Origin of the sequence: Formosa algae (assembly GCF_001439665.1) — a bacterium.
In the GTDB taxonomy this organism is placed as follows: domain Bacteria; phylum Bacteroidota; class Bacteroidia; order Flavobacteriales; family Flavobacteriaceae; genus Formosa; species Formosa algae.
Genome location: NZ_LMAK01000063.1, coordinates 85,569 through 105,040, shown reverse-complemented (window position 1 = coordinate 105,040; position 19,472 = coordinate 85,569). Strand labels below are relative to the sequence as shown.

General features: G+C 33.1%; 20 protein-coding genes. 14 read left to right on the top strand and 6 right to left on the bottom strand.

What is annotated here, in order from left to right:
• Window positions 1–15: 15 nt before the first annotated feature.
• The 14 genes from AST99_RS13800 to AST99_RS13735 are packed head-to-tail and all read left to right on the top strand — an operon-like array spanning window position 16 to window position 13,797.
• Window positions 16–1,758: a TrkH family potassium uptake protein gene (locus tag AST99_RS13800; protein WP_057782622.1), complete on the top strand. Its 1,743-nt coding sequence runs from the start codon at window positions 16–18 to the stop codon at window positions 1,756–1,758.
• Window positions 1,759–1,764: 6 nt separating this feature from the next.
• Window positions 1,765–2,451, top strand: a complete 687-nt coding sequence (locus tag AST99_RS13795; RefSeq protein WP_057782620.1) for a potassium channel family protein — start codon at window positions 1,765–1,767, stop codon at window positions 2,449–2,451.
• A 2-nt stretch (window positions 2,452–2,453) separates the two neighbouring features.
• Window positions 2,454–3,107: a uroporphyrinogen-III synthase gene (locus AST99_RS13790; protein WP_057782617.1), complete on the top strand. Its 654-nt coding sequence runs from the start codon at window positions 2,454–2,456 to the stop codon at window positions 3,105–3,107.
• Window positions 3,107–4,129: a uroporphyrinogen decarboxylase gene (hemE, locus tag AST99_RS13785; RefSeq protein WP_057782615.1), complete on the top strand. Its 1,023-nt coding sequence runs from the start codon at window positions 3,107–3,109 to the stop codon at window positions 4,127–4,129. Before AST99_RS13790 ends, hemE begins: the two co-directional genes overlap by 1 nt.
• Before the next feature lie 12 nt (window positions 4,130–4,141).
• Window positions 4,142–4,675, top strand: a complete 534-nt coding sequence (locus AST99_RS13780) for a GNAT family N-acetyltransferase (RefSeq protein ID WP_057782613.1) — start codon at window positions 4,142–4,144, stop codon at window positions 4,673–4,675.
• A complete protein-coding gene (gene hemF, locus AST99_RS13775; RefSeq protein WP_057782611.1) occupies window positions 4,665–5,567 on the top strand; it encodes an oxygen-dependent coproporphyrinogen oxidase in 903 nt (300 codons plus the stop codon). Before AST99_RS13780 ends, hemF begins: the two co-directional genes overlap by 11 nt.
• Window positions 5,558–6,610, top strand: a complete 1,053-nt coding sequence (locus tag AST99_RS13770) for a DUF4421 family protein (RefSeq protein ID WP_057782609.1) — start codon at window positions 5,558–5,560, stop codon at window positions 6,608–6,610. The genes hemF and AST99_RS13770 overlap by 10 nt, the downstream gene beginning before the upstream one ends.
• A gap of 37 nt (window positions 6,611–6,647) precedes the next feature.
• Window positions 6,648–7,652, top strand: a complete 1,005-nt coding sequence (locus AST99_RS13765) for a DUF4421 family protein (protein ID WP_083495695.1) — start codon at window positions 6,648–6,650, stop codon at window positions 7,650–7,652.
• A gap of 2 nt (window positions 7,653–7,654) precedes the next feature.
• Window positions 7,655–8,644, top strand: coding sequence for a porphobilinogen synthase (hemB, locus tag AST99_RS13760; RefSeq protein ID WP_057782605.1), 990 nt, complete (start codon window positions 7,655–7,657; stop codon window positions 8,642–8,644).
• Between the two features lie 26 nt (window positions 8,645–8,670).
• Window positions 8,671–9,756 (top strand): CNNM domain-containing protein, encoded by a 1,086-nt coding sequence (locus AST99_RS13755; protein WP_057782604.1) that lies wholly within the window; start codon window positions 8,671–8,673, stop codon window positions 9,754–9,756.
• On the top strand, window positions 9,756–10,229 hold the full coding sequence (locus tag AST99_RS13750) for a methylated-DNA--[protein]-cysteine S-methyltransferase (RefSeq protein ID WP_057782602.1): 474 nt from the start codon (window positions 9,756–9,758) through the stop codon (window positions 10,227–10,229). The genes AST99_RS13755 and AST99_RS13750 overlap by 1 nt, the downstream gene beginning before the upstream one ends.
• A gap of 32 nt (window positions 10,230–10,261) precedes the next feature.
• Window positions 10,262–11,413 (top strand): serine hydrolase domain-containing protein, encoded by a 1,152-nt coding sequence (locus tag AST99_RS13745; protein WP_057782600.1) that lies wholly within the window; start codon window positions 10,262–10,264, stop codon window positions 11,411–11,413.
• Window positions 11,410–12,120 carry a 3'-5' exonuclease gene (locus AST99_RS13740; protein WP_057782598.1) on the top strand — a complete coding sequence of 237 codons (711 nt, stop codon included), beginning with the start codon at window positions 11,410–11,412 and terminating at the stop codon, window positions 12,118–12,120. The genes AST99_RS13745 and AST99_RS13740 overlap by 4 nt, the downstream gene beginning before the upstream one ends.
• The gene (locus AST99_RS13735; protein ID WP_057782596.1) at window positions 12,121–13,797 is read left to right on the top strand and encodes an ABC transporter ATP-binding protein; all 1,677 of its coding nucleotides are present in this window, start codon (window positions 12,121–12,123) and stop codon (window positions 13,795–13,797) included.
• Here AST99_RS13735 and AST99_RS18965 read toward each other — a convergent pair.
• From AST99_RS18965 to AST99_RS13710, 6 genes are all read right to left on the bottom strand, one after another.
• Window positions 13,792–13,920: a hypothetical protein gene (locus AST99_RS18965; RefSeq protein ID WP_262487297.1), complete on the bottom strand. Its 129-nt coding sequence runs from the start codon at window positions 13,918–13,920 to the stop codon at window positions 13,792–13,794. The genes AST99_RS13735 and AST99_RS18965 overlap by 6 nt on opposite strands.
• A gap of 160 nt (window positions 13,921–14,080) precedes the next feature.
• Window positions 14,081–14,734 (bottom strand): 3-oxoacid CoA-transferase subunit B, encoded by a 654-nt coding sequence (locus AST99_RS13730; RefSeq protein ID WP_057782593.1) that lies wholly within the window; start codon window positions 14,732–14,734, stop codon window positions 14,081–14,083.
• A 101-nt stretch (window positions 14,735–14,835) separates the two neighbouring features.
• The gene (locus tag AST99_RS13725) at window positions 14,836–15,534 is read right to left on the bottom strand and encodes a CoA transferase subunit A (RefSeq protein ID WP_057782592.1); all 699 of its coding nucleotides are present in this window, start codon (window positions 15,532–15,534) and stop codon (window positions 14,836–14,838) included.
• Window positions 15,535–15,617: 83 nt separating this feature from the next.
• Window positions 15,618–15,953, bottom strand: a complete 336-nt coding sequence (locus AST99_RS13720; RefSeq protein ID WP_057782590.1) for a hypothetical protein — start codon at window positions 15,951–15,953, stop codon at window positions 15,618–15,620.
• Window positions 15,954–16,021: 68 nt separating this feature from the next.
• Complete coding sequence (locus AST99_RS13715; protein ID WP_157486397.1) at window positions 16,022–18,694, bottom strand: hypothetical protein; 2,673 nt, start codon at window positions 18,692–18,694, stop codon at window positions 16,022–16,024.
• Window positions 18,642–19,406 (bottom strand): GLPGLI family protein, encoded by a 765-nt coding sequence (locus AST99_RS13710; RefSeq protein ID WP_057782586.1) that lies wholly within the window; start codon window positions 19,404–19,406, stop codon window positions 18,642–18,644. The genes AST99_RS13715 and AST99_RS13710 overlap by 53 nt, the downstream gene beginning before the upstream one ends.
• Window positions 19,407–19,472 lie beyond the last annotated feature (66 nt).

Here is a 19,472-nt window from a genome sequence, read left to right as displayed (position 1 = left end):
AAAACCTAAAAAATAATGAAGATTAAAATGTTGCAAAACTTATATCGTTTTACAGATATTCTCATTTTATTTTTTTTAATTTTCGATTTTGGATTTAGTATAAACGAGGAATACAAACCTTTTAGAATCCCTATCTATTCTGGCATAACGCTTCTTTTAACAACATTTAATTTTATTAAACTTGTTTTATATGCTAAAGGCGACCCGATAAAAAAAACAATTAGGTTTAACATTGGTATTTTAATTACCACACTTATAGCTGCGTCAACTGTATTTTATCTCAATCAGCATTTACCACCTATAGAACAACTTATGCGACCAAAGGTTATTTTTGAACTTGGTTTGTTCTTTTACCTGTTAATGCGCCTGACCTTTTTTATAAAATACATTTATAAAATATATTTTAATCCTGCCATTTTATTCGTTGGGAGCTTTTTTATACTCACATTAATAGGTGCTCTATTACTTATGCTGCCTAATGTTACGGTAAATGGCATATCGTTTATAGATGCTTTATTTACCTCTACAAGTGCCATTTGTGTTACAGGTCTTGCTGTTTTAGATACAGGAAAAGATTTTACTCAACTAGGACAAACCGTGTTAATATTTTTAATACAAATTGGAGGTTTAGGGATACTAACTTTTACATCGTTTTTCGCCTATTTCTTTAAAGAGAGCTCATCGTTTAGAGAAAGCATGTATATGAAAGATTATACCTCTACAGAAAATTTACAAGATGTATTTAGAATTGCAGCTCAAATTGTTGGATTCACTTTAGGGATTGAATTGTTAGGAGCCGTTTTTATTTATTCGTCTATAGACTCCATAAGTACTATAGAGGATAAAGTATTCTTTTCTATTTTTCATTCAATTTCAGCATTTTGTAATGCCGGGTTCTCGACATCGTCGTCTAGTTTTTATCAGCCAACGTTACGATATGATTACTCCTTACAATGGGTACTTATGCTACTTATTATCATTGGAGGAATTGGATACAGTTTTATATTTAACTCTTACACCTATTTAAAACGTAGATTTTTGAATCTGTTTAGAAAGAAAAATAAAGTGACTACTACAGTTAGAGTGTTTACTTTAAATTCTAAAATTACTATTGTAACTACAAGTATTTTATTAGTTGTTGGATTTATATTTTTCTATTTTGCTGAAGCTAATTTTAGCTTACAAGATCACGATTCGCTTTTTGGAAAAATAACAACTGCCATGTTCTCTTCTGTAACACCAAGAACTGCTGGTTTTAACACTGTAGATTATACACATGTTGCAACGCCATCGCTATTATTTGTAATCTTTTTAATGTGGATTGGAGCCTCTCCAGGATCTACTGGAGGTGGTATAAAAACCAGTACATTTGCCATTGCAACATTAAATATTTTAGCAACTGCAAGAGGAAAAAAACGTATAGAAATTAATACTAGAGAAATTTCTAGCAGCACTGTAAACCGTGCGTTTTCTATAATTTGTATTTCATTAATAACTATAGGAACAGCTATATTATTACTCTTATTTTTTGAACCAGAAAAAGACTTATTAGCCATTGCTTTCGAGTGTTTTTCTGCTTATAGTACCGTAGGGTTAAGTTTAAACCTCACACCCACTTTAAGCGACCCTAGCAAATATGTTATTATTGCCGTAATGTTTGTTGGACGAATTGGACTGTTAAACTTGCTCTTTGGAATGTTGGGCCAAGTAGAACAAAAATTTTATCAATACCCACAAGAAAATATTTTAATAAACTAAGATATTATGAAAATCATCATTTTTGGTCTCGGAAATTTCGGAATGTCACTCGCTTTAAGCCTTACTGAAACAGGCAACGAAGTTGTTGGTATAGACAAGCAAATGGAAAAAGTAAATATTGTAAAAGATAAAATTGCACATAGTATTTGCTTAGATTCTACTAACGAATTAGCCTATCAATCGCTTCCTATAAAACAAACAGACATTGCTGTTGTTGCCATTGGTGAAAACGAAGGTGCCGCCATTATAACCACAGCCATTTTAAAAAAACTAACAACGGCAAAGGTTATTAGCCGTTCGCTTTCTCCCATTCACGATACGGTGTTACAAGCCATGGGCATAACATCTATTGTGCATCCAGAGCAAGAAGCTGCATTAAAATTAACAAACAAAATCAATCTTAAAAATATAATTGATAGCTTTAAAATTGACGAAAAATATTCTATTTCAGAAATAAAAACACCAATAGAATTTGTTGGTAAATCTATTTCAGATTTAGATTTCAGATCAAAACAAAAATTAAACATTATTACTATTCTTCGTAAAAAAGAGAAAGTAAATTTGATAGGAAATACCACGTTTATAAAAGAAGTTATAGGAATACCAGGTGCAGATACAGTTATTCAAGACGGAGACATTTTAGTTGTTTTTGGACTGAATGACGATATCTCTAAAATTTGTCATAAACATTAAAAATGCCACTAAAATCTATTTTATCAACTAAAACGCTTTATAAGGAACACAAGGCGTTGCTTACAAAGGGAAATATTCAAATCACAGAATACAATGCGATTTCTATTCATTTCGTTGATTTTGATTCTGAAATGATTGTAGAGAACGCCATAATTACAAGTCAAAATGCAGCAAAAGCAGTTATTGATAATAAAGTTGTAATAAAAAATTGTTTCTGTGTTGGCGAAAAAACAATGGCATTTCTAGAAGAAAACGGACAAAATGTAACTAAAATGAAACTCTATGGATCAGATTTAGCCAATTACATTGTAAAGTACCATAAAAATGATACGTTCACTTTTTTCTGCGGAAATTTAAGGCACGATGCCATACCAAACACCTTACAAGAACACAATATTAAATTAAAAGAAATTATAGTTTACAATACATTAGCAGCGCCAAAAAAAATTGATGGTGAATTTGATGCCATTTTATTTTACAGCCCGAGTGGTGTTTCAAGCTATTTAACAACAAATACTATTAGCAACGAAATGCTATTTTGTATTGGAAAAACAACGGCAGAAGCCCTGCCAAAAGACATTAAAAATATAGTAATACCTTCAAGTCCTACTATAGAAAACATGCTACAAACTGTAGTTAAACACTCAAAGAAATAATGATTAAAAACGATTTATACTTAAGAGCTTTAAAAGGAGAAACGGTTGAACGTCCTCCAGTTTGGATGATGCGTCAAGCCGGACGCTACCTTCCAGAATTTATTGCAATCCGCGAAAAATACGATTTCTTTACACGTTGTCGCACACCAGAATTAGCAAGTGAAATTACAATACAACCTATCCGTAGATATGGTATGGATGCTGCGATTTTATTTAGCGACATTTTAGTCATTCCGCAAGCCATGAACATTGATGTAGAAATGAAACCAAATTTTGGTCCGTATTTACCAAATCCCGTTCGCGACCAAAAAGGTGTAGATAATGTTATTGTACCCGATGTACATGTAGAGTTAGATTACGTGATGCAAGCCATTAAAGCAACTAAAGAATTGCTTAATGACGAAATTCCGCTAATTGGTTTTGCAGGTTCTCCATGGACTATTTTATGTTATGTAGTACAAGGGCAAGGCAGTAAAAATTTCGACAAAGCCAAAGAGTTTTGTTTTACAAATCCAATTGCAGCACATCAATTACTTCAAAAAATAACAGATACTACTATAGCATATTTAAAAGCTAAAGTTGTAGCTGGCGTAGATGCTGTTCAGATTTTCGATTCTTGGGGCGGCATGCTTTCTCCAACAGATTACAAAGAATTCTCTTGGCAATATATCGATCAAATTATTGAAGCTTTAAAAGATGATGCTCCCGTTATTGCTTTTGGTAAAGGGTGTTGGTTTGCTCTTGGCGATATGGCCAAAAGTAACGCTGCTGCACTAGGTATAGATTGGACTTGCTCTGCACAAAATGCTAGATATTTAACTGGAGGAAACATAACATTACAAGGAAATTTCGATCCATCAAGATTATTATCTCCTCCTTCAGAGATTAAAAAGATGGTTCACCAAATGATTAACGAATTTGGTAAAGACAAATACATCGTAAATTTAGGTCACGGTATTTTACCTAACATTCCGTTAGATAATGCCAAAGCCTTTATAGATGCGGTTAAAGAATACAAATAACAATGAATAACAATGAGTAACAATTCGTTTTACATTTCAGAATTAGAGCAAACTGACGCTTCTATGCTTCATAAATTTATGATGGATAATGTAAAACGTTTTGTGCCTTATTTACCATATACGCTTGCTAAAAATTTAAAAGTTGAAGCTTCAGAAGAATATATTGCTGCTCAACAACAAAAAATGAAGCATAAGCTCGAATATACATTTTTATTAAAAGATGTAACAACAAATGCCATCTTCGCGCTTATTATTTTAAAGGATATTGATTGGCAAAAAGGAATAGGTGAATTTGCATATTGCATTGACAAACAGAAAGAAAACAAAGGCATAATGTCTTCTGCAATTACTAAATTTTCTAATTATGCATTTACCTCTTTAGGTTTAAAAACACTGCAAATTGTATCCCATAAAACAAATATTGCAAGCATAAAAGTCGCTACCAATTGTGGGTTTATCTGGAAAAAGACCTTAAAAAACGAATACGCGCCACCAAACGCACCAACCATAGACATGGAGTTATATGAACTACAACATGAAAGATAAATTTTACCAATACATTCAAGATTTGCAAAACACCATAACTTCAGCTTTAGAAGAAGTGGATGGAAAAGCAACCTTTAAAGAAGATATTTGGAAACGCCCTGAAGGTGGAGGCGGAAGAACGCGCGTTATTGAAAACGGAAATGTTTTTGAAAAAGGTGGTGTAAATATATCTGGGGTTCATGGCGAATTACCCGAAAGTATGCAAAACTATTTTGGTGTTAAAGATGCCAATTTCTTTGCCTGCGGATTGAGTTTAGTACTTCACCCTAAAAACCCAATGGTGCCTACCGTTCATGCTAATTGGCGCTATTTTGAAATGTATAATAAAGATGGTGATATTGTAGACCAATGGTTTGGTGGCGGACAAGATTTAACACCGTATTATCTTTTTGAAGATGATGCCAAACATTTTCATACCGTTTGTAAAACAGCCTGCGATAAACACCATCCGGACTTTTATGCGACATATAAAGCAAAATGCGACACCTACTTTTGGAATGCACACAGAAACGAAGCGCGAGGTATTGGTGGTTTATTTTTCGACTATTGTAAAAAAACAGACGACATGTCTATGGAAGCTTGGTACAACTTTGTTACCGAAGTTGGAAATAGCTTTATAGAAAGCTACATCCCTATAGCCGAAAAACGAAAAGACTTATCGTTTACAGAAACACAACGCACTTGGCAAGAAATTCGTCGCGGTCGTTATGTCGAATTTAATTTAGTACACGATAAAGGCACTCTTTTCGGACTCAAAACAAATGGCCGAATAGAAAGTATTTTAATGAGTTTACCACCACATGTACAATGGGTGTACGACCATAAAATTGAATCGGGTAGCCAAGAAGAACTATTAGTTCAAACACTACAAAACCCCAAACCATGGATCTAAAATCATGTTTTTTATCATTTGCATTGCTCTTATTCTCGTATTTAGCTTTTGCTCAAAGCACAGCATTAAATACAGCAATAGATACCTCTGCAGTTGTTTATGGTAAAAAAGCAAACGATTATATTTACATTTATAAAAACAGAATAACAGCTAAGGCTTTTTATATAAAAACATCCAACTCTCTAGTTATTAGTGGCCGAGAAGGTGAAGATGTCGGATTTAATTTGTATCCAAATAAACAAGATAAAATTGGTGCTGCAGTAGCTTTTAGATCTCTATCTGCGTCGTACTCGTTTTCTCCAAATTCTTTAGCCGAAAATCCAAACGATAAAGACTCTAAACTCTTCAATTTAAACATCAGAACGTATTTGGGTAAACACTGGATGCAGACATTAGACATTTACAATCAAAAAGGATTTTATTTAGATGGGCATATAGAAGATTCCAATTCTCACATCTATTTACAAGATACAAAATCGTTTAAAATTGGAGGAGCTACCTCTTATATTTTTAATGAAAATTTCTCATATAGAGCCCTTGCGAATCAAACTGAAAAACAATTAAAAAGTGCAGGTACGTTTATACCAACTTTAGTGTATTATTACACAAGACACAACGTTTTATTTGATGACGAATTTGGAAATCGCGAAATTAACACCAAAATAAAGTCGTATAATATCGCCATTGCGCCTTCTTATCAATACAATTATATTCCTACTAAAAATGTATTTATCTCTTTAGGAGCTTCTGCCGGTTTGGGATTAAACTTTAGTAGCAGTAAAAATAAATTAGACGCTTTAGATAATGAAGATTTAACGTCTCTTTTAACCGAAATCAACTTTAATGGCAGTATAACTTACGATATAGATAGCTTGTATTTTGGTGCACATTATAATTATTTAATTTTGAATTATAATGCTGATAGTTTTACGTATATAAAAGATAATATACCATATTTTCAGGCATTTGTTGGATATCGTTTTAAAGCTTCTAACAAGCTTGTACAAAGGGCAGAAAATTTTAATGACAACTTAATTCCGTAGTAATACAACTTAAAACCTTTTAAAATTCACTATTAACATGATGTTTAAAGACATACATATTAGCTTATTGTTATTTCTAGCAACATGGTCTGTCTTTGCTCAAAACGAAAACACGGATAACGATTCTATTTTTAACACACAAAGCACATATATTCGGCATTATAAAAACCGAATTCATGCCAAAATATATTATATAAATACGTCCAATTCTTTAGCGATAAACGATAGAGATTCCAGAATAAAATTAGATTTAAATGCCAATAAAGAATCCAGAATTGGAGGTAGTATTTTATTCAGAAAATTAGCCATTTCTTACTCATACGCTCCAAAGTTTTTAAACGCCAATCGCAATAACGATGGAGCCAAATTATATACGCTTAACTTAAGAGGTTACTACAAACAACATTGGATGCAAACGCTTAAACTATACCAAGAAAAAGGGTTTTATATTAAAAACGCCAATCAAAGCATCTATTTACCAGAAACAGAATCTTTCAAAATTGGAGGCTCAACGTCTTACATTTTAAATCCAAATTTTTCGTACAGAGCGTTATCCTCTCAAAACGAAAAACAATTAAAAAGTGTTGGTAGTTTTATTCCAAGTATCACCTATTTTTACACAGATTTCAACTTAAAACATGACGAAACTATTTTAAATCGCACTATAGAGAAACACTACAAATCGTTCGATTTAGCATTTTCGCCTAATTATTACTACAATTATGTACCCAACGAAAAATTATTAATCTCGGTTGGTGCCTCTGCAGGTATTGGATTAAACTATTCTATAACCAATTCCAGCAACGTTACAACCTTGTTAACAGAGCTTAGTTTTAAAGGTACATTTTCGTACGATTTAACTAATCTTTTTGTCGGAGCACATTTTAATTACTTATTTTTAAATCATAGTACAAGTCGTTCATATTATGTAACAGATACTATTCCTTATTTGCAAGTTTTTGTTGGTTATCGTTTTAAAGCACCGCAAAAAGTAATAGAAACTGCCGACGAATTTAACGACAAATTAAATATTAAATCATAATTATGTATCCTATTAAAAGAAACAGAAGACTAAGAACCAATGAAGCTATTCGTTCATTAGTTCGCGAAACTATTATTTCACCAAACGATTTTTTAGTACCAATTTTTGTTGTAGAAGGAAAAGGTGTAAAGGAAGAAATTCCGTCTATGCCCAACTATTTCAGGCTTAGTTTAGATATGCTTGAAAAAGAAGTCAAGGAACTTTGGACATTAGGATTAAAATCTGTTTTGCTATTTGTTAAAATAGACGACAAACTAAAGGATAATAAAGGTACTGAAGCTTTAAATCCAAAAGGATTAATGCAACGTGCCATTAAAACGGTAAAAAATACTTGTCCAGATATGTTGGTTATGACCGATGTGGCATTAGATCCGTTTTCGTCTTACGGACACGATGGTATTGTAGAAAACGGTTTAATTCTTAACGACGAATCTTCTGAAGTTTTAGCAGAAATGGCATTAAGCCATGCACAAGCTGGAGCAGATTTTGTAGCACCAAGCGACATGATGGATGGTCGTATTCTTGAAATGCGAGAATTATTAGAAGACGAAGGTTTTATAAACACCGGAATTATGGCCTACAGCGCCAAATATGCTTCTGCATTTTACGGCCCTTTTAGAGACGCTCTAGATTCTGCTCCTGTAAATGTGGTAGATGTCCCAAAAGACAAAAAAACATACCAGATGGATTACGCAAATCGTTTTGAAGCGCTTCGTGAAACAGAAATGGATATAGAAGAAGGTGCAGATATTGTAATGGTTAAACCAGGCTTATGCTATCTAGACATAGTGCGCGATCTTAAAAATGAAGTCGATGTGCCTATCGCTGTATATCAAGTTTCTGGAGAATATGCGATGCTAAAAGCAGCTTCTGAACGCGGTTGGTTAAATCACGATGCGGTAATGATGGAACAAGTTACTGCTATTAAAAGAGCAGGTGCAGATATCATAGCAAGTTACTTTGCTAAGGATGTTGTTAAATTGATTTCGTAACTTAGCTAAAATTCAAAAAATACAATATGGGAGCACTCATCTTTTGGGCAACAATTTCTATCTTTTTTTCATTTCTATGTTCTATACTCGAGGCTGTGTTCTTAAGTGTAACACCTACGTTTATTAACGTAAAAAAAAATGAGGGTAAAGATTACGCTACAACTTTAGAAAACCTAAAGAAAGATGTAGACAAACCTTTAATTGCTATTTTAACCTTAAATACAATTGCACATACTTTAGGTGCAATGATGGTTGGTATTCAAGCCGAAAGCTTACCGTATAAATTCGAAGTTTTTGGTATTAATACAGTAGGAATAGTTTCTGCAATCATGACGCTTTTAATATTAGTGGTTTCAGAAATTATTCCTAAAACTATTGGAGCAAAATACTGGCAAGGGTTAGCTAATTTCACTTCTAAAGCACTTACAGTTTTAATATTTCCTCTAAAATACACAGGCCTGTTATGGCTGTTACAACTTACTACAAAACTTATTGGTGGTAAAGGTCATGGTAGTGTATTAAGTAGAGAAGATTTTCATGCAATGGCAGATATGGCGACAGAAGAAGGTGTGTTTCAAGAATCTGAAAGTAAAATTTTAAAAAATTTACTAACCTTTAAAGACATTCTTGCTAAACATATTATGACGCCTAGAACTGTTATGAAAACAGCTAACGATTCGACAACTGTACAAGAGTTTTTCAAAGAAAATTCTAACGTCCGTTTTTCTAGAATTCCGTTATACACAGATAATCCAGACAATATTACAGGATTAGTCTTAAAAGATGAAGTCTTTAAAGAAATGGCGCTTGGAAATGGCACAAAAACACTAAAAGATATTAGACGAGATATCATTATTATAGAGCGTAACATTGCCATTCCAACACTTTTTGAACAACTTGTAGAAAGTAAAAACCATATGGCTTTAGTGGTAGACGAATACGGTTCTGTTAGTGGTATTGTTACTATGGAAGATGTAATTGAAACCCTTCTAGGTCTTGAAATTATGGATGAAAGTGACCATGTTGCAAACTTACAAGCTTTAGCAAGAAAAAGCTGGGAAGTACGTGCCAAACGCTTAGGATTAATTAGTGACACTCCAGAAGAAAATTAATGGATTACTGCATTATAAATTCTCCTTTAGGGTGTACTAGAATTGAAGGTGATACAGATGGAGTTTCATCAATAACAGTGCTTAATTCTGATGAAACACTAACAGAAATTATTCCAAAATCACTTCAAAATTGTGCGCTTCAACTAGACGAATATTTTAATGGGTCGCGAACAATATTCAAAATTAAACAAAATCCGAAAGGTACAGATTTTCAGAAAAAAGTATGGAATGCGCTTCGTTTAATTCCTTACGGTAAAACACTTTCTTATTTAGAACTGTCTAAACAATTGGGAGACGTAAAAGCCATTCGTGCTGTTGCTAATGCCAACGGTAAAAATCCGCTTTGGATTGTTGTTCCATGCCATCGCGTTATTGGTACAGACGGAAGCCTTACAGGTTATGCTGGCGGACTACACAGCAAACAATGGTTATTAAACCATGAAAGTCCGGTGACGCAACAAAGCTTATTTTAAATTCTTATCTTTAGTCTCACACAAATTTAGTTATGAAATTCTTAATCAAACTTTTTAAGTTTATTGCCATTCTATGCGGTTTACTTGTGATTTTACTATACATTTTCGATTACGATTATATTTTAAAAGCCGTACGTGTTACTTACGGCACAGGTCATAAAACAGCCTTTTTAGAAGATTATAAAGAATTTGACAATCGTGTTATTAAAAACAGTACACCACAACCGTGGAACATTCATAACGATTACAATAAAGCCACCATTACAGACAGTTTAGAACGTACAAATATTGCGAACGGAACCATTGCATACTTAATTATTAAAAACGATAGTATTTGGTTTGAGACCTATTACGACGGATTTGGCAAAACCTCTAAAACCAATTCCTTCTCCATGTCAAAAAGCATTATTTCTGCCATGCTCGGAAAAGCCATAATGGAAGGGAAAATCAGAAATTTAGATCAGAATGTGAGCGATTTTTATCCGCAATTTAAAGATGGTTTAAGTGCTACGCTAACGGTGGGCGATTTATCATCTATGGCATCAGGTTTAAATTGGGACGAAGCTTATTATTCGCCATTTTCGGTTACCACACGTGCTTATTTTGACGAAGATTTAGAGCCTGTTATTCTAAATATGGAAGGTGTAGAAACTCCTGGAACAGCATTTAAATACTTAAGCGGAAATACCCAATTGCTAGGTATGGTTATTGAGAGAGCGACCGGACAAACCATGTCTGGATACTTAAGCGAGGAGTTTTGGAGACCTATGGGTTTTGAAAGCGATGCACTTTGGCAACTCGATAGCGAGCAAGAAGGTTTAGAGAAAGCCTATTGTTGTATTGCTAGTAATGCACGTGATTTTGCCCGATTTGGACGGCTGTATAAAGATTATGGCAAATGGAATGGCGAACAACTTTTAGATTCCGCCTTTATTGCAAAATCCATTACACCCAGATTTAAAGACAGTCCACAATATGGTTACGGTTGGTGGTTAAAAACCATTGGCAACAAACACTTTTTTATGATGCGTGGCCACTTAGGGCAATACGTAATTGTAGAACCTGAAGACAATGTTATTATTGTGCGTTTAGGACATACTAAAGGCCCTAAAGGTGGTGAAGGTTCTTTTTCTAAAGACATTTTTACGTATATTGAAGAAGGATATAATATGTTAAATGAATGATTAGCAAACTCAATCTTGAAGATATTTTGTTTCTGGACATTGAAACCGTTCCAGAAACTCAGCATTTTTCTGAATTAAGTGATGCCAAAAAAGAGTTATGGGATTTAAAATCTAAATATCAGCGTAACGAATTATCTGCTGAAGCATTCTATGAACGGGCAGGAATTTGGGCAGAATTTGGAAAAATTGTATGTATCTCTGTTGGATATTTCATGTTAAAAGGAGATGGCAGACAATTTAGAGCAACATCGTTTTATGGCGATGAAATAACTATTTTAAAAGACTTTAAAAATCTTTTAGAAACCCATTACAATCATCCCAGACAATTATTATGTGCCCATAACGGTAAAGAGTTCGATTTTCCTTATATCGCACGACGTATGATTATACATAACATTACGTTACCATCAAAGTTAAATTTATTTGGTAAAAAACCTTGGGAAGTGCCACATTTGGACACTCTAGAATTATGGAAATTTGGCGATTATAAAAACTATACCTCGCTTAAATTACTCACCAATATATTAGGTATTCCCTCTCCAAAAGATGATATTGACGGTAGTGAAGTGTATCGCGTCTATTACGAAGAAAACGAAGTAGATCGCATCATAGTTTATTGTGAAAAAGACACGATTGCTGTGGCACAAATTTTCTTAAGACTCCGTGGTGATAGTATTTTAACCGACGACGAAATTATTCATATTTAAATGACAGAGGCACCTTTATTACAAATAAAAAATCTTGCCATTTCTTTCAACGGCAACGAAGTTATTCACAACATTTCTTATCATTTAAATGCTAATGAAATTTTAGGTATTGTGGGCGAATCTGGCTCAGGAAAATCGGTGTCTTCTTTAGCTATTTTAGGTTTATTACCCAAAAAGATTTCTGCGGTTTCAGGAACTATTCATTTTAAAGACATTGATCTTACGCAGATCAATCAAAATCAATTTCAACATATAAGAGGAAATAAAATAGCTATGATTTTTCAAGAACCCATGAGTTCTTTAAATCCGTCTATGCGCTGCGGCATACAAGTCGAAGAAATTTTAAATCAGCATACAGGTTTATCTGCTATTGAAGTAAAACAACGCGTTTTAGAGCTTTTTGATCAAGTAAAATTACCAGAACCAGAACGGGTTTACAAATCGTATCCGCATGAGATTTCTGGCGGACAAAAGCAACGTGTTATGATTGCTATGGCCATTGCTTGCGAACCCGACATTTTAATCGCAGACGAGCCTACTACAGCACTAGACGTAACCGTACAAAAAGAAATTATAGTGTTACTTAAAGAGCTTCAAGACAAAACACATATGAGTATTATTTTTATTACTCATGATTTGGCTTTAATCTCTGAAATTGCTGAACGCGTTATTGTAATGTATAAAGGAGATATTGTTGAACAAGGCACCGCAACCAGCATTTTTAATATGCCCCAACATAATTACACCAAAGCCTTAATAAATTCAAGACCATCTTTACAAGTACGTTTAAAAACACTTCCTACCATACAGGATTATTTAAACAATGCATTTACAGAAACTATTGTAACTAGTGAAGACCGTGCTAAACATCATCAAGCATTATACAACCAATCGCCTTTATTAGAAGTTATAAATCTGGAAAAAGAATATATCTCTAATTCCGGATGGTTTGGCAAATCGCAACCTTTTAAAGCCGTAAATAATGTAAGTTTTAAAATTTATGAAGGTGAAACTTTAGGTTTGGTTGGCGAATCAGGTTGTGGAAAATCTACTTTAGGAAATGCTATTCTGCAATTAGATAAAGCTACTGCAGGAACCATTATATACAAAGGAACAGATATTACAAACCTCTCTACAAAAGCTATGAGAAGGCTTAGAAAAGACATTCAAATCATCTTTCAAGATCCTTATGCGTCTTTAAATCCAAGGTTAACTGTTGGACAAGCCATTATGGAACCTATGACGGTTCATAAACTGTATAAAAACAAAGCAGAACGCAAAGCTAAAGTGTTGGAGATTTTAAATCGTGTTGGACTCTCTGAAGACTATTTTAATCGTTACCCACATGAATTTTCTGGAGGACAACGCCAACGTATCGGAATTGCAAGAACCATAGCGTTACAACCTAAATTAATAGTGTGTGACGAGTCTGTTTCAGCTTTAGACATATCTGTACAAGCTCAGGTTTTAAACCTTTTAAACGAATTGAAAGATAAATTTGGTTTCACTTATATTTTTATATCCCACGATTTAGCGGTTGTAAAATATATGTCGGATCAATTGATTGTGATGAATAAAGGGGAAATCGTAGAAAAAAACGATGCGGATATTGTGTATAACAATCCGCACCAAGATTATACAAAAAAACTAATTCAAGCTATTCCAAAAGGATTATAACATGAACACTTTTTTAACTAAATACATTAGATTTTTTATAAAATCTACAGTGTTATCATACACCATATAGATTTTACTTTCTGAGTAGGTAGGTTCTTCAGGTAGATTTGAGGCTACATTCATAATGGTTAGTTTTTGGTAGATTTGGGATCTATGTGTAATAGTATTTTTGGGTGATGTAAATATGTCAATTTTATTTCAAATATCGTTTAAAAGACATATAAAATCGATTAAATACACTTTATTTTAACATTTAAACATTCTAAACCTATACTTCCTACATTTAAAGAGACATTTCAGGGATTTCTCGGTCCACTATCAATTGCCCTGCTGTAGCATTCCTGATCTCATTTACAGATACGCCTGGAGCACGCTCTAATAACTTAAAGCCATGAGCTGTAATTTCTAAAACTGCTAAATTGGTTACAATCTTTTTCACACAACCTACACCAGTAAGGGGCAAACTACAGCGTTTTAATAATTTGGATTCTCCTACTTTATTGGTATGCATCATGGCCACAATTATATTTTGAGCACTAGCTACCAGATCCATCGCTCCACCCATACCTTTTACCATTTTACCTGGAATTTTCCAATTGGCAATATCGCCTTGTTCTGAAACTTCCATGGCGCCTAGAATGGTTAAATCGACATGTTGTCCGCGAATCATAGCAAAACTAGTCGCCGAATCGAAAAAACTAGCACCTGCCAACGTTGTGATGGTTTGTTTACCAGCATTTATAATATCGGCATCTTCTTCACCATCAAACGGAAAGGGCCCCATACCCAAAACACCATTTTCACTCTGAAATTCGACTTCAATATCCGCTCGCACATAGTTCGCTACTAAAGTTGGAATACCTATGCCTAAGTTTACATAATATCCGTCTTTTACCTCTTGTGCAATTCTTTTTGCTATTCCAATTTTGTCTAACATAATTGTTTAATTTGAAAAATGATTTAATTTGAAAATGTTATAGCTTATTCAGACTCTCTCTTCATGAATTATCAACAAAGAATCATAACATAATTACTCCATTATCTTATTCTAACCGTACGTTGTTCTATACGTTTTTCATAATTCTTACCTTGAAAAATACGCTGTACAAAAATTCCTGGTACATGAATTTGATTCGGATCTAGTTCACCAACAGGCACTAATTCCTCAACCTCAGCAACTGTAATTTTTGCTGCACCACACATAACTGGATTAAAATTTCTGGCTGTCCCCTTAAATATTAGATTTCCTGCTTCATCTCCTTTCCACGCTTTTACAAAAGCAAAATCGGCTTTAAACGCATGTTCTAATACATACATTTTACCATCAAACTCTCGGGTTTCTTTACCCATAGCAACTTCGGTTCCATAACCTGCAGGTGTATAAATGGCAGGAAAACCTGCTTGAGCAGCACGACAACGCTCTGCTAATGTGCCTTGAGGAATTAACTCTACGTCGAGTTCGCCACTTAACATTTGCCGTTCAAACTCGTCATTTTCGCCTACGTAAGAGGACACCATTTTTTTGATTTGCTTGTTTTGCAAGAGAAGTCCTAAACCAAAATCGTCTACACCCGCATTATTAGAAATGCAGGTTAATCCTTTTATATCTCGCTTGACTAATTCTGAAATGGCCTGTTCCGGAATACCACACAAACCAAAACCACCAAGCATAAACGTCATGTTATTGCTAACGCCTTCAAGGGCATCTGTTACAGATTGTACTGTTTTTTTAATCATGATATTTTGAATTTAGTATCCTTTTAAAAATACGAAATATTGAAGTGCATATTTAAGATATGCAAGCAAAATTTAAGAAACACCTACAATTTATATTGTACTTTAAACAGCAACATTCTAGGCATAATGTATGTTTTACTATCACTTATAAGATAGTTTGAAAATGAATTTCCTTGTCTAAACGTGGTATTAAACATATTATGAGCACCTATTTCAAAACCCCAAGAACTATTTTCTCTCTGATAAAAAAGGGAAGCATTAGCATTATCGAAGGTGTTGTAAACGGCTTGATCTTTATGTTCAAAAATCTCTAATTCGTAATCCATTTTAAAAATAAATGCGTTTAAAAAATCGTATTCTACGGCAGCTGATAAAACATCAGTGTTATAGGTCGTATTTAACCCAATAGCTTTATACAAGCTTATATTTTTTGAGTATTCTAGTTTAAGAATTAAAGATAAACTCTTTATCTTATTTATTGTCAGTGCTAAAATTTAAACCTCCAATAGACATACGCATACCTAGGGACTGTTTTATAGGAAATATTAGTATTTGTGTAGTTGTTTAAATAATTAAACTCGAAGGTTTCCTTATTAAATATATTCTGAACATACAGCCCTAGACTCCATTTTTTAAGTTCAGGTTCATATATTATTTCCATATAATTAGCATCGTAAAAAATGGAATCGACCAAATAATTTTTAAACTTTGCATTGATAATCCATTCCGAATTAATTTTAAATATAGGATTAAACATAAATTGAAATCTCCTATTCCTAACCTCGGTCTCTGTATTCCAGCCTTTGTTGTCTGTATAATTCATTTGAAACTTAAAATTAAAAAAGGATCTAAAGTAACTTGTCCCAGTTAACCCAAAGCCCGATGTATTGTTTACAGTTTCTAAAAACGTATTATTTACCACTGAAGGATTAATAACACGACTGTAATTATATCCTACTTTTAATGACATATTTAAAGGTTTAGAGTAGGTAGTAACACTTGTATTGAAAAAGATAAAATTCTGCCCCGAAGTATAAACGCTTCGTGATATATTAAAATCTTGATTTAAAAGACCTTCCTGAACAAACTGCGAATTAAAGTGTTTATAAGATAGACTAGTACTAAAAAAAAGTCGCTTTTTAACATCAGAAAAACTATGCCTAAAATAATAACGGTTATTGGTTATAGCCTCTACCCGATTGGCTCCTAAACTTAGAGAACGGTAACTATTTACGATAAAAAAATCGACATAATAATCTAATGTTTCTAATTTGGATACGTATTCCCAACCCACTCTATAATTCCCTGTTTTTCCTTCTTTAAGCTGAATATTAAAATCAGCATTTGGCAAAAAAAGAGAACTACTCGTGTTATTCCTTTTATAAAAACTTATTTTCCCTTCTGCTATAGCATTAAACTCCAAACGTTCTCCCATTGGTAATTTAAGTTTAACCTGAGCTTTTGGTTCAATTTTTTTTGCATTATCTGATCCTGACAAACTATCTACAACTAACTTATTTGCATAAGATTGTCCTTTTATATTTTCACTTGTGTGCAATACACCGATGGTATATGAATGAGAGGTTTTACCCGATTTAAATACAAAAGCCGATTCCGCTCCCCAATATTTGAGAGATGATTTGTAATTTGTATTTAGTTCGGAATTTGTACTGTCCTGCGCAAAGGCATTAGGGTGTATTGTAAATAATTCGTCGTTACTTTTAACTCCTGAAAAACCATCTAAAACTAAGGCTCCATTATTTAATTTCTTAGTATACTGTACTTGAGCATCAAAATTATTTATCTTTGATTTTAAAGTTTGATTGATAAGATTTCCATTGGTAACCAAGTCATTCATATCGTTTTTGTTTTTATAAACAAATGAGGCTGAAATAATAAGATTAGATGAAGCCGAAGGATTAGATTGTAGTTCAAAATCGTTTCCTATACTAAAATCTGTATTTTCAAAGTTATTATGCTCGGAATATGAAATAGTATTGGGAGGAACAAAATAGGTATAACCAATGTTATAATCTTTTTTAAAATTATCGCGATAAGTATATAAGGTATTTTTTATGTGTAAGGTTTTACTAAACTTTTTATTAAATAATAAACTATTTGAAAGCGCTTGATTTTCTACATAGTATTTTTCGTCAATATCCATAATTGAGCCTTGTAGGTAAACCATTGGGTTTTGATTTAGTTTATATGATTTTTTAAAATCGTTAAAACCGCCTATACTAAATTCGTAATTACTAAATTGAGCCCCTGCCGTTCTTCCTATATTATTAACAAATCCTAAGTTTAATAATTTAAAATTAGGATTAATAAATGCCAAATTCAAGTCCCCAGAATACCGGTTCTCTAAGCCTAAACCAACATCTGCTTTACCGAAAAGCATTGACTTCTTATCTTCCTTAAGTTTTAAATTTAAAACGACGGCACTAGAGTTAAGAAACTGCTTTAAAACAGGATTTTCTTCATAATTCTGAATTATTTCTATAGACTTCAATGCTGAAGGGTCTAAATTCTGTGAAATAACCTTATAATTAGAATTGGCCAAATCGTCGCCTTCTATCAAGATTTTATCAATAGGCTCACCTAAAGCCCTAATTATACCGTTATCATCAACCTCTATTCCTGGAAGATTTTTAAGCATATCTTCTACAGAATTTTCAATACCATACTCAAAAGCCGACAATCGATAAGAAATAGTATCTCTATTAACCTCAATTTTTTCTGTAGACTTTAGTACAACAGTGGATAGTGTTTCTATCTTTTCTGATAAATATACGTTTCGCGACACATTTTCATTGTCCATAACAATCAACGAATCTTTATATCTTTTAAAACCCAAAGCACTAACCTCTAATACAAATTGTTTATATATAGCTTCTACATTAATATTAAAAGCACCAGCCTCATCTGAATAAGCATATCCTAAAAATGTATTATTAGCTTTTAACACTACCGATGTGCCTGTTATTGGCAAACTATCTTGAGCATTTTTTACGAAACCAGATATAGAAATGTTTTGAGCCAACGATGTCTTAGATACACAAAGTACCAATATTAGCAGTAATACATTAAAACCTATAAATTTTTGTTTAAAACGTTCCAAACACTTCAATAAATATGTTTCCTGGATTTTTATCTTCATGAATAGGAACTCCTGTTTTTTCTGATAGTATTCTACCATTTAATGTTGCTTGATTCAGCTTTTCTTCCAAATTATTTTTAAACGCATTAAACGTCATCCATTCATTAGTGGGGTTATTAATAGGCTTTAATAAATATTGAAAACGCGATGGATATTGCATTTCTTTAAAGTACCAAAAAATTTCTTTATGTGCATCGTAAGCTTCTAAAATCAACCCAGGTAGTCCTTGTAATTTCCAAGGACCATATGGCAAGGGCACTTGCATAGTAAACCAAGCTGTATATGTTCTTCCTCTAAATGTACAGGTTGCCATTTGACACTCAAAATCACCTATTACTTTAGTTTTGCTTGTAATATCCCAAACTATCTTAGGTATACCCTCCTTAACATAGCTGAAACCTAAATCTCTAGCAAAAAGTGTTTTGTTTTTTAAATCGTTATAATATAGAAATCCCTCTTCGCTAGTACTTACAGTAAAGGTAAACTTATGTTCTTGTTTCATACTGTTAGTTAACTGTTCTAACGAGTCTTTTCTAGTAGTATAAAGAGATCTATCAGTATCAAATACCAGTAGCGCATTATAGTCTTTTCCTACTGGAGACCCAAGAGATAAACTCTGAATCTCGCCATAATACACTACACCCGTTTTTACCTGAGATAAAACTCCTTGACAACAAAGTACTAGAAAAAAAATTGTAATGTTATATTTCATAATTAAAGGTTTAAAACCACGATCTAATAAGAAGATCGTGGTTGATATAAATTAATTGCAGTAATC